10 protein-coding genes are annotated in these 12,636 nt (G+C 37.5%); 8 read left to right on the plus strand and 2 right to left on the minus strand.

Features of this window, described 5'->3' with window-relative positions; translation table 11 throughout:
- Window positions 1-48: 48 nt before the first annotated feature.
- A complete protein-coding gene (locus MKX65_RS06315; protein WP_340906173.1) occupies window positions 49-1,806 on the minus strand; it encodes an alpha-glycosidase in 1,758 nt (585 codons plus the stop codon).
- A gap of 349 nt (window positions 1,807-2,155) precedes the next feature.
- Here MKX65_RS06315 and MKX65_RS06320 point away from each other — a divergent pair, with 349 nt between their 5' ends.
- From MKX65_RS06320 to MKX65_RS06340, 5 genes are all read left to right on the plus strand, one after another.
- A complete protein-coding gene (locus tag MKX65_RS06320; protein WP_340902840.1) occupies window positions 2,156-3,439 on the plus strand; it encodes an extracellular solute-binding protein in 1,284 nt (427 codons plus the stop codon).
- 118 nt (window positions 3,440-3,557) lie between these two features.
- On the plus strand, window positions 3,558-4,844 hold the full coding sequence (locus MKX65_RS06325) for a carbohydrate ABC transporter permease (protein WP_340902841.1): 1,287 nt from the start codon (window positions 3,558-3,560) through the stop codon (window positions 4,842-4,844).
- Window position 4,845: 1 nt separating this feature from the next.
- Window positions 4,846-5,688: a sugar ABC transporter permease gene (locus MKX65_RS06330; protein ID WP_340902843.1), complete on the plus strand. Its 843-nt coding sequence runs from the start codon at window positions 4,846-4,848 to the stop codon at window positions 5,686-5,688.
- A 42-nt stretch (window positions 5,689-5,730) separates the two neighbouring features.
- On the plus strand, window positions 5,731-7,275 hold the full coding sequence (locus MKX65_RS06335) for an alpha-amylase family glycosyl hydrolase (RefSeq protein WP_340902844.1): 1,545 nt from the start codon (window positions 5,731-5,733) through the stop codon (window positions 7,273-7,275).
- Between the two features lie 112 nt (window positions 7,276-7,387).
- Entirely contained in the window at window positions 7,388-8,449 is a 1,062-nt protein-coding gene (locus MKX65_RS06340; RefSeq protein WP_160546442.1) for a LacI family DNA-binding transcriptional regulator, read from the plus strand.
- Window positions 8,450-8,468: 19 nt separating this feature from the next.
- On the opposite strand, the gene MKX65_RS06345 is transcribed toward MKX65_RS06340, so the two are convergent.
- Complete coding sequence (locus MKX65_RS06345; protein WP_160546441.1) at window positions 8,469-9,365, minus strand: SDR family oxidoreductase; 897 nt, start codon at window positions 9,363-9,365, stop codon at window positions 8,469-8,471.
- 151 nt (window positions 9,366-9,516) lie between these two features.
- On the opposite strand from MKX65_RS06345, the gene MKX65_RS06350 reads away from it, so the two are divergent.
- The 3 genes from MKX65_RS06350 to MKX65_RS06360 all read left to right on the plus strand — a co-directional run bounded on the left by MKX65_RS06350 (window position 9,517) and on the right by MKX65_RS06360 (window position 12,540).
- Window positions 9,517-10,476, plus strand: coding sequence for an aldolase catalytic domain-containing protein (locus MKX65_RS06350; protein ID WP_340902846.1), 960 nt, complete (start codon window positions 9,517-9,519; stop codon window positions 10,474-10,476).
- Between the two features lie 378 nt (window positions 10,477-10,854).
- Window positions 10,855-12,126 (plus strand): L-lactate MFS transporter, encoded by a 1,272-nt coding sequence (locus MKX65_RS06355; protein ID WP_340902847.1) that lies wholly within the window; start codon window positions 10,855-10,857, stop codon window positions 12,124-12,126.
- A gap of 54 nt (window positions 12,127-12,180) precedes the next feature.
- Window positions 12,181-12,540: a DUF2294 domain-containing protein gene (locus tag MKX65_RS06360; protein ID WP_340902848.1), complete on the plus strand. Its 360-nt coding sequence runs from the start codon at window positions 12,181-12,183 to the stop codon at window positions 12,538-12,540.
- Window positions 12,541-12,636 lie beyond the last annotated feature (96 nt).

A 12,636-nucleotide genomic window follows, 5' to 3' on the forward strand; every position in this document is an offset into this window, starting at 1 on the left:
TTAAGACTATTTAGTAAACAATTCATTTTAACAGAATGAAGTACTAATTTAAAAGGAGATGATTTCAAAGCCGAAAGGAGCAACCGTAACTGAAAGATGATCAGATTCAGCTGCAAATTCTTTATTTTTCAATAAGTCTATAAGCTTTCTTCCTTTTAAATGAAAAGGTAATGAATGCGTAGCTTCTTTACTAGTAGGGTTTAATATAACTATTATTGTTTTGTTTTCATCCTTTTTCGAATAGGCAATACACTCATCCTTATCCGAATGGGCAAGGAAAGAGAAGGTTCCTGAGTTGGCAAGAAGCTTTTCTTCTTTTCTTAGCTTAATTAATGATTGGATATGTTGTTGCATCTCTTTATTCCATTTTTCCATTTCCCACGGCATGCATTCTCTACAACCAGGGTCCATGACTCCACTTAAACCAATTTCATCTCCGTAATATATGCAAGGTGTCCCGATAAATGTCATCATAAAGGTATAAATAAGCTTCATTCTATCTGTGTTACCATTACATTCTGTTAAAATACGTGGTGTATCATGACTTCCAACTAGGTTAAATGCAACTTCATTAACATTGCTAGGATACATTTGAATAACCGATGTCATGTTTTCAATAAACTGCTGCTTTGAAATTTGATCTTTTGCAAAGAAATTTAACACATTTGTTAAGAAAGGATAGTTCATCACTGCATCAAATTGGTCTCCTCGCAGCCACGGCATGGAATCGTGCCATATTTCACCTAAAATATATAGGTCAGGCTTGAGGTTCTTAACAGCATGACGGAACTCTCTCCAAAACTGATGGTCAATTTCATTGGCTACATCTAATCGCCATCCATCTATATCAAACTCTCGAACCCAGTACCTTCCAACCTCAAGCAAGTATTGCTTTACTTCTTCGTTTTGTGTATTAAGTTTAGGCATCGTTTGCTCAAAGGCAAATGTGGAGTAGTTTGGAAGCTCACCACCTTTTAAAGGAAATTCCTTTGTATGAAACCAGCTTGCATACTTTGATTTCTCTCCATTCTTAAGAACATCTTGAAAGGGAGGAAAGTGGTATCCGCTATGATTAAACACAGCATCAAGCATCACCTTTATTCCATTTTTGTGACAAGTTTTTACAAGTTCCTTAAAGGTTTCTTTATCTCCAAACTGAGGATCAATCTCCATATAGTCCATCGTATCGTATTTATGATTTGAATATGCCTTGAAAATAGGAGTAAAGTAGATTCCTGTGACCCCTAAATCCACTAAATAATCAATATGATCGATGATTCCTTTAAAGTCTCCACCAAAAAAGTTTTTCGGTGATGGAGGTTCACTTGCCCATGGTAGGGCCCCTTTTGGATCATTGGTAAGATCTCCATTGGCGAATCTCTCTGGGAATATTTGATACCAGACTGTATCTTTTACCCAGCTTGGAGCACGAAATACTTCGCTCGCATGAAGGAAGGGAAATGAGAAGTAATAACTCGGATCTTCAGGAGCCTTCTCATAAAATCCTTTTTCTGTATATAAAATGGTTTCTTCTCCATTATTAATAAAGAATCCGTAGCGAATTCGCTTGTAGGTAGGTTGTATACTTAGAAGCCAGTAATCAAAAAGAGCATCTGTTGCAACTTTCTCCATTTCTGTTTGCTGAGAAATCCAAGCCCCATCTTTCCATTCATATTGATCACCGAATAAAAGCTGAACCGTTTGAACTTCTTCTTTACGAGTACGCAGTTTTAAGTGTAATGTATGTTCATCAATGGGATATGCGTATTCATCTGTAGGACGATGATAAATAGAAGAACGAGTAATCATATTATTTCCTCCTTGTGCAATCGATTGCATTTAATTCTACTTTCTTAAAGTTAGCAGATATGTGAAAACCCTTCAACAAATAAATGTCAAAACATTTGTAAATTTTTTTCTTTGTCTTTTATGTGAAAATAGTTGTCAAAACGAAAAAACTAGGTATAATAAAAAATATAGTTTGTGCAATCGTTTTCGCAACTCTATTCTTTCAGTTGAACGTATAAGACCAATAAATTATATATTTATAACTAATTGTGGCAACGTTTTCATAGAGTGCTGTTTTTATAGATTTGTGCAATCGTTTGTACAACTAACAGAAATTAAAAACATACATTTTTGGAGGGGGTCAATAATGAAAAAAGCATTTTCGCTTTTCATGATGATCATGTTAGTACTAGGAGTCCTTGCTGCATGTGGACCAAATCGTGAAGAAGGTACTTCAACAGAAAATGAAGGTAGCAATACGGCTGGAGAAGAACCAGCAAAGCCAGAGAAATTAGTAGTATGGGAAGATACCGATAAAGAGGTTGCCTTAGAACCTGCTATCGAAGCTTTCGAAAAAGAATATGGCATTAAAGTTGAGTATAAAACATTAGGTATGGCAGACAAAATTCGTGACCAACTTCGTCTAGATGGTCCAGCTGGAAATGCTCCAGACGTTGTAACTCTACCACATGACCAAATCGGTCAAGTTGTTATTGAGGGATTAATCTCAGAAATCGAAGTAGGACAGGAAGTACTTGATACGTTCACTGAATCTTCTATTTCAGCTCAAATGTATGATGGAAAGCTTTATGGACTACCAAAAGCTACAGAAACACCAGTTTTTATTTACAACAAAGCGTTAATGGAAAAAGCTCCTGAAACGTTTGATGAGTTATATGCTTTCTCAAAGGATTTCACTAAAGGTGATAATTACGGTTTCCTAGCTCTTTGGGATAACTATTACTTCGCTCATGGTATTATGGGTGGAAACGGTGCTTACGTATTTAAAGATGAAAATGGTGCATTAAATCGCGACGATGTTGGTCTAAATAACGAAGGTGCAGTAACAGGTGCTGCATACATTCAACAATGGTATAAAGAAGGACTTTTCCCTAAGGGAATTATCGGTGAATCTGGTGGATCAGCTATGGACGGGCTATTTAACGAAGGAAAAGTTGCTTCAGTGATGAACGGTCCTTGGGCATTCCAAGCAATGAAGGATGCTGGAATTGATTACGGTGTTGCACCGCTACCTACTCTACCAAACGGTGATAATGTTAAAACATTCATGGGTGTTAAAGGATGGCATGTAACAGCATTCACTGAAAATCAATATTGGGCTACAAAGCTTGTTGAATTCTTAACAAATGAAGAGAGTGCAAAAACTCGTTTTGAAACAACTGGAGAAATTCCACCAGTTAAAACTTTAATTGAGGATCCAATTATTGCTGATAACGAAGCTGCAAAAGCAGTAGCTGTTCAGTCTTCTTATGCGATTCCAATGCCTAATATTCCAGAAATGGCTGAGGTTTGGTCTCCAATGGCATCAGCATTACAACAAATTGCTACGCAAAAATCAGAGCCAAAAGCAGCTCTTGATTCTGCAGTAGATACGATTAAGAAGCAGATTGAGACGAACCACGCAAAATAATTTGTGGTACAATCGATAGGCAGTACCTCTGGTATTGCCTATCATTACATTCATTTAGGCAAACGGTTGCGCAATAAAAATACATTCCTCCTCAAGTTAGAAAGGGGATAGAAGTCAAATGGAAGCGGAAAAAGTAGGAACAACCAAGCATGCAAAGACAGCTGCATTGCTTTCAATTGTCCCTGGATTTGGGCAATTTTATAATCGTCAATTTTTAAAAGGAATCATCTTTCTTGTTTTAGCAGCATCATTTGGTATTGTGTTTGGTGACATATTGAACATGGGTTTTTGGGGACTGTTTACATTAGGTGAAATACCTAAAGTTGATCATTCAATCTTTCTTTTGATTGATGGAATTATCGCATTGATTGTTACGGTGCTAGGATTAGGGGTGTATGCATTTAACCTTTATGATGCACACTCGAATGGAAAAAAACGTGATCTAGGTTTAAAACTAAATTCAGTTAGAGAACAATACCACAACTTAATTGACGGTGGTTTTCCATATTTAATGATTACACCAGGGTTTTTGTTATTAATTTTTGTTGTAATCTTTCCAATCATTTTCGTGATTCTTTTGGCATTTACAAACTACGATTTATACCACTCACCACCAGCTAAATTAGTTGATTGGATTGGGATACAGAACTTTATCGATATCTTTAAAATTGATATCTGGCGTAATACATTTTTTAAGGTATTAGGTTGGACAATTGTTTGGACATTTGGTGCAACAACGTTCCAAATTGCTTTAGGGATGTTCCTTGCCATTATTGTTAATCAGAAAGATCTTAAAGGAAAAGCGATTATTCGTACCATATTAATTTTACCTTGGGCGGTACCAGCTTTCGTATCCATTATGATTTTCTCTGGAATGTTTAATGAAACGTTTGGTGCAATCAATAAAATGATATTACCAGCTCTAGGGTTAGAACCACAGCCATGGATGACAGAAGCCAACTGGACACGTCTAGCATTGATTTTAATTCAAGGTTGGTTAGGTTTCCCGTTCATCTTTGCCATGGTAACAGGTGTTCTTCAGTCTATTCCAGAGGACTTATATGAAGCAGCAACTGTAGATGGTGCAAGTATTTGGCAGAAGTTCTCAAAAATTACTTTACCACTTGTATTGTTTGCAACCGCACCAATCATGATTACGCAATATACCTTTAACTTTAATAACTTTAACGTAATCTTCCTCTTTAACAACGGAGGACCAGCTGTGCCAGGGCAAACTGCATGGGGAACAGATATCTTGATCTCATGGATCTATCGATTAACGATGACTTCGGCACAATATGGAAAAGCTGCAGCCATCACAATGATTCTTTCTTTCATTATTATTGCAGTGGCTTTATGGCAATTTAGAAGAACAAAATCATTCCAAGAAGAGGATATGATGTAATATGAGTATGAAAAAAAATAAAATCATAAGACTTACACTGTCATACTTCGTCATTGCGGTCATGGCAGTTATCGTATTCTATCCATTGCTTTGGATTATTGGATCTTCCTTTAATCCTGGGAATAGTCTCTCAGGTTCGACGATGTTTCCAGAAAATCCAACTCTAGCACACTATAAGCATCTGTTTGATGCAGACAAGAGTGACTATATTATCTGGTACAAAAATTCCTTGAAAATTAGTATTATTACAATGGTGTTAACTGTTGCGAGTGTAGCTTTAACGGCATACTCATTCTCAAGATATCGTTTTGTAGGTCGTAAGAATGGTCTAATCACATTCTTAATTTTACAAATGATTCCAAACTTTGCTGCATTAATAGCCATCTTTGTTTTAGCAAACCGTACGGGATTAATTGATACGCACTTAGGATTAATTCTTGTGTATGTTGGTGGACAAATTCCAATGAATACGTATTTAATGAAGGGATATTTAGATACGATTCCGAAAGAGCTCGATGAATCTGCAAAGATGGATGGAGCGGGACATTTAAGGATATTCTTCCAAATTGTTATGCCTTTAGCTAAACCAATATTAGCAGTAGTTGCTTTATTCTCATTTATTGCTCCATTTGGCGACTTTATCTTAGCGCGTATTTTATTACGATCTGAAGATAAATTTACATTATTAGTTGGCCTATATGAACTGGTTGCGAAACAGTTCGGTAACGAATTTACAAAATTTGCTGCAGGTTCTGTACTAATTGCTATACCAATCGCTGCATTATTCTTAGTTTTCCAAAGATATTTTGTTTCTGGTTTGACGGCTGGAGGAACAAAAGGATAATCTTGTAGGGAAGGATTTCTAACAGGAAAAGGAGGAGCGGAGATGAAAAAGAAAATGCTTTCTTTCATCTTAATCCCGTTTCTTCTTTTTTACTCCCTACCGGTAGGTGCAGTGGAAAAAGAAGAGCGAAAATGGCAGGATGAGACTTTTTATTTTATTATGATCGATCGCTTTAATAATAGCGATTTCAACAACGATTTTAAAGTAAATATGGATGATCCCAAATCATATCATGGCGGTGACTTTCAAGGTATAATCGATCAATTGGATTATATTAAAGACATGGGGTTCACCGCTATTTGGCTTACCCCGGTTTTTGATAATGCGGAAAAGGGCTATCATGGATACTGGATTAATGACTTTTACAACACAGAAGAACATTTTGGTACGATAGAAAAATTTAAAGAATTAGTTAAAGAGGCACATAATCGAGACATAAAGATCGTCCTTGACTTTGTTGTCAATCATGTTTCGCCTGAGCACGAGTGGCTGACAGACAGTGAGAAAAAGGATTGGTTTCATGAAAATAAAGAAATTTTAAATTGGGAAGATCAGGATGAACTCAATAATGGTTGGATTTATGGATTACCTGATTTAAATACGGAAAATCCTGAAGTATCAAATTATTTATTAGAGGCAGCAAAGTGGTGGATTACAGAAACAGATATCGATGGTTATCGACTGGATACGGTACGACATGTACCGGTTGAATTTTGGGAATCATTTTCTAAAGAAGTTAAAAGTGTAAAGAATGATTTTTACTTACTCGGTGAGGTTTGGGACAATGACCCAAATTATATAGCCCAGTATGACAAAGCGGGGATTGATGGCTTTGTGGATTATCCCTTGAATGAACATTTACGGACGGCTTTTGCTAAGCCAGATCAATCTCTTTATTGGTTGTATACGACTGCCGACCGAAACAAGACCATTTACGAAGAACCTTATTTAATGGGTACTTTTATGGATAATCATGATACTCCGCGCTTCACAAGAGATACAGTACAAAACAATGAACATCCTGGCCCTCGCTGGAAGCTGGCCCTTACTTACTTGTACACGACGCCTGGTATTCCGATTGTCTATTATGGCAGTGAGATTGCTCTTGATGGGGGGGAAGACCCTGATAACCGTAGACAAATGGATTTTCGAACAGATAAAGAATTGGTAGATTATATTTCTCAAATTGGAGCTGCTAGACAGACACTTCCTTCCTTAACGCGTGGTACGTTCGAGTTTCTATATGAAGAGAAGGGTATGGCTGTATATAAAAGAGAGTACGAAGGTGAAACCACTGTTGTAGCAATAAATAATACATCAAAAACACAAACAGTAACCATTACAGAAGGACTTGAAAAGGATAAGGAACTTCGAGGAGTTCTCAGTGATGAGATTGTCCGCGGAAAAGGCCAGGAATATACACTCGTTCTCGACCGTGATCAAGCTCAAATCTATATCTTGGGTCAGAAAACAGGTTTGAATATTCCATATATACTTATTATGGCAGCTGTGTATGTAGCGTTTATCATATTTATCTATTTGCTTTGGAAAAGATCAAAAGGAAAAAACTCCCGAATCAAAGATTAAAAATATACTACAAAAGTATTGGATAGTTAGGGTAGAATAAGGAATAAAGAAAAACCTGAATAAATATTAATACTATTCAGAAATGTAGTTATTAGGAAATGAGGTGGGTAAGATGGCTGTTACAATTAAAGATGTTGCTAAATTAGCAAAGGTCGCACCATCTACCGTATCACGTGTAATTGCAAATAATCCTCGAATAAGTGAAAAAACGAAGAAAAAGGTTAGAGAAGCCATGGATGAGTTAGGGTACCATCCTAACTTTATTGCAAGAAGTTTAGCGAGTCAAAGCACACAAGCAATCGGTCTCGTCATGCCTAGCTCTACTGACGTAGTATTCCAGAACCCCTTTTTTCCAACAGTACTAAGAGGACTTAGTGAAGGGGCACATGAAAAGCACTACGCGTTATATATGACAACTGGAAAGACTGACAATGAAATTCTAGATGGGGTTACACAAATGGTCCAAGGTGGACGCGTTGACGGAGTGGTCCTACTTTATTCGAAAATTGAAGATAAAGTATTAATGTATTTGCAGGAAAGAGGCATTCCATTTGTAGTTATTGGCAAACCTTTTAAGCATGTGGAGGAAATTACTCATGTTGATAATGATAATTTCCGTGCAACGAAGGAAGTAACGGAATACCTCATTCAGCTTGGGCATGATCATATCGCTTTTGTTGGTGGAAACTTAAACCTTGTTGTTACGGTTGAGCGGTTACTTGGATACGAGAAGGCACTTCGAGAAGCTGGAATTTCGTTAAATGACGAGTATATTGTTCATGAGGAGTTTTTAAGAGAAGGTGGACAAGAAGCTGTAAGGGAATTGCTTTCTTTAAAAGTTCCACCAACAGCATTGGTTGTCGCGGACGATTTAATGGCATTGGGGGTTCTTAATACATTAGATGAACTGGGAATTAAAGTGCCTGAAGATATCTCGATCATCAGTTTCAATAATGTCCTAGTCTCAGAGATGTCCAGACCACCTCTCACAAGTGTGGATATTAATATTTTTGACCTCGGGTTTGAGGCTGCTCGTAGTTTGATTCAAAAGATTGAAAACCCAAAGGAACCAATCAAAAGAATTATTATTCCACATCAAATTGTCAAACGCTTCTCTTGTTCTTTTCCAAATGAAGAAAGAGTGTTTTTGCCACAAAAAGGGACTTTCAGTTGAAAAGTCCCTTTTTGTATCCTTATCCATTGACGACTGTACCACCGTTCACATGAATCATTTGACCGCTGACATACGAAGAGTCATTGGATGCAAGAAAAACATAACTTGCGGCAAGTTCATACGGCTGTCCCGCTCTTCCCATTGGTGTCGTAGAGCCGAATTCTGCTACTTGTTCGGCCGGAAAGGTAGAAGGAATGAGAGGGGTCCAAATAGGTCCAGGTGCCACTCCATTGACTCGTATTCCATCCTTAGCAAGTGACTTTGAAAGAGATCTAGTAAAGGTAACTATCGCACCTTTAGTAGCGGAATAGTCAAGTAATTGCTCGTTTCCTTGATAGGCTGTTATGGAAGCTGTGTTAATAATAGAGCTCCCTTTCTTAAGATGGGGAAGAGCAGCCTTTGTTAAATAAAAATAAGAGAAGATATTTGTTCGAAACGTTCGTTCAAGCTGCTCTGATGTGATATCAAGTAAACTTTGTTGTGGATGCTGTTCGGCAGCGTTATTGACGATAATATCAATTTTGCCAAATGCTTTCATCGTATTATCGACCATTTGATTACAAACCTTCTCATCTCCAATATCTCCTGCGGCAAGAATACAACGTCTGCCTTCTGCTTCAACTAGCTTTTTTGTGTCCTCAGCGTCCTTTGCTTCGTTTAAATAGGAAACGACAACGTCAGCTCCTTCTTTAGCAAAATAGATGGCTACTGACTTCCCAATTCCACTATCGCCACCTGTAATAATCGCTACTTTATCCTTTAATTTATTGGAGCCTTTATACTCTTCACTAACATGAATCGGTATGGGATTCATTTCATCCTCAACACCAGGTTGGTGATTTTGATGTTGAGGTGGAAAGGTTTGTTTGTTATTCTGAGACAAGCATATCCATCCTTTCAAATTGTCATTTGTCATTTTTGTAGTATAGGGTAAATGAGGGGGATTATATGCAAATAGAACAATTCAGAATAGGTGAAAAATTTGACGGATTTATATGAATTGTGATATAAGCAATAATATTAAAATATTTTCTAATGAACGTAATCAAATGGAGGAAGTGACATTTATGGAACATCGTAGTAAGATTATAGACTGTACAATTCGAGATGGTGGCTTAGTCAATAATTGGGATTTTAGCGTAGAGTTTGTTCAGGACTTGTATAATGGTTTAAGTGAGGCTGGAGTCGAATATATGGAAATTGGATACAAAAATTCAGCCAGGCTCCTGAACGTATCAGAGCCCAATCCATGGAGATTTCTCGACGATCACTTCCTAAAAGAAATTATTCCTGAGAAAAAATTCACCAAGCTATCAGCTTTAGTGGATATTGGACGAGTAGACCCTAATGACATCCTTCCACGTGAGCAAAGCATCTTGGATATGATTCGAGTAGCTTGCTATGTGCGTGAAGTGGATAAAGGCTTGGAACTTGTACAAATGTTCCATGATTTAGGCTATGAGACGTCTCTCAACATTATGGCGTTATCAAGTGTACCAGAGCAACAGCTAATAAAAGCGTTTGAGCTGGTAAAAGAGAGCCCTGTAGATGTGGTATATATCGTTGACTCATTCGGAAGCTTAGATCCTAGAGATATTGAGCACCAAGTGAAAAAATTCCAAGCCTTGATTCCAAATAAACAGCTCGGAATTCATACCCATAACAATATGCAACTGGCCTTTGCTAATACGTTAACTGCGTTTCAAAATGGGGTTACGTTCCTTGATTCATCTGTTTATGGGATGGGGCGTGCAGCGGGGAACTGCAACACAGAGCTTCTTGTCAGCTATATTCAGAAACCAAGCTATGAGCTGAAGCCTGTTCTAGGCGTTATCGAAAAGCATATGTTAGATATGCGTAAGAAGTGGGAATGGGGCTATATTATCCCATATATGATTTCTGGTGTACTTAATGAGCATCCACGTATCGCTATGGCGTACCGTGATAGTTCAGATAGAGATAAATTTGTAGAATTCTATGACAAAGTAACGACACCTGAAGCTACTATGGTCTTAGAGTCAAAGTAATATATAGATATGGAAATTTTTTAAAAAGGCCGATACTGGCCTTTTTTTATTCTCCTTTATCACTATTATCAAAACAAAAAAGTGAAAAACTATTGTCATGGATACGCTTTCGTGATAAGTTTAAAAGGTCATATGTGACATATTTGTGAACAATAATAATGATGTTTTAATACGAAAACAGCGACCCTGTTGATCGGTTAAAAATATTTAATTATTTCGTTTTATGACTGTTGGTACTTAGCAGCGCTCCTGTATAAGGCAAACCGTTGTAATGATTCAGGTGAGGGTTCCTTATATAGGAGTCTAATTTGGATTAATTACAACGGTTTTTTTGTTTTCTATGGGAGCATCTAAGCGATTGATGTAGGGGGAAAACAAATGAAAGCAACAAAAAATCGTTGGCTTATTGCATTATCAGCTGTTGGAATACATATTTCCATTGGTTCGGTATATGCATGGAGTAATTTTACCGCTCCTTTAAAGAACATGTTTGGGTGGTCGGATTCAGAGGTAGCTCTTACTTTTAGTATCGCTATCCTATTTTTAGGTCTCTCAGCAGCATTTTTGGGACATTTTGTAGAAAAGCATGGTCCAAGAAAAGCAGGATTACTAGCAGCCATTTTCTTTGGAATTGGTATTACTGGTTCTGGTTTAGCGGTGGATTTTGGTTCAAAGTACATGCTTTATGTGTGTTACGGAGCTCTAGGTGGAATTGGACTTGGAGTTGGTTACATCGCACCTGTTTCTACTCTAGTAAAATGGTTTCCAGACCGAAGAGGTTTAGCCACTGGCCTTGCTATAATGGGATTTGGGTTTGCAGCAGCCATTTCAAGCCCAATTATGAACTCATTGATTGAAACTGTAGGTGTAGCGAATACATTTTATATTTTAGGTGTATCATACTTTGCTATTATGACTCTTTCTTCATTATATTTAGAGAAGCCTGCTGAAGGTTGGTTACCAGAAGGTTTTCAAGCGAAAATTGAAAGTGGAAAGGCAAAGCCAACGATGGAATTGTCACAGTTAATGGCTAATGAAGCAGTAAAAACTAAACGCTTCTGGTATTTATGGCTCATGTTATTCATTAATGTCACTTGTGGTATTGCCATCTTAGCGGTAGCGAAACCACTAGCGATGGAAAGCATCGGCATTGACATGACAGCGGCTGCAGCATTGGTTGGGGCAATAGGTATTTTTAATGGCTTAGGTCGTATTGGCTGGGCTTCCTTATCTGATTATATTGGACGTCCGAATACTTATACCGCATTTTTTGTTCTACAAATTATCATGTTTTTCTTTTTACCACAAGTGTCTATTCAGTGGTTATTCATGGCCATGCTCATTGTCGTGTATACATGCTATGGAGGTGGATTTGCTTCTATCCCAGCATATATTGGAGATTTGTTTGGTACAAAGCAACTTGGGGCCATCCATGGCTATATTTTAACGGCATGGGCAGCTGCAGGACTAGTTGGTCCTTTATTCGCGGCATGGATTAAGGATACGACTGGCAGCTACGCTGGAAGTTTGACCTTCTTTTCTGGATTATTTGTAGTTGCATTAGTCATTTCAATTTTAATAAGATTTGATATTAATAGATTAAAAGCAGAGAATGCCGGAAAGTTAGGCCGTTCTAAAGAAGCAGTATAATATCTAACTAAAATAGTGTAAGATAGGGAAAAAACGGTAAGTGAGTTGAAACGAGTGAATAAGTACGAAGCTGAGTTTAGCAATATTGTTCGAGCCTTTCGTAAAAAGCATATGGGAAAAGGGCCAAGTCAAGTTCGAACCACTTTCTCAAAAAACTGGGCCATTTGTGAACTAGAGGGAAATCTATCGCCTATTGAAAAATTCATTGCCACTGCGGAAGATGGGCGCCAAATGCTTCGCGCTGCCCGGACAGAAATGGTGAAGGAGATTTATAAAAAAAATCATCCTACAGAGATGGAAGAATTGCTTGGAACAAAATTCGTCCGTGTGTTTGTCGATATCGATATTGAGTTAGATATTGGTATGTCGATCTTTGTATTTGAAGATAACATTGAAGAGAAATTTAATATGTAATAACTGTTGCAAACAGATTTATATTGTTGGAACTTGGCAGCGCACCTGTTAAAGACTAACCACCTGAAGTTTTCGTCCTAATAAAAAAGGAAGGAT

It is taken from the genome of Robertmurraya sp. FSL R5-0851, from assembly GCF_038002965.1.
Lineage (GTDB): Bacteria > Bacillota > Bacilli > Bacillales > Cytobacillaceae > Robertmurraya_A > Robertmurraya_A beringensis.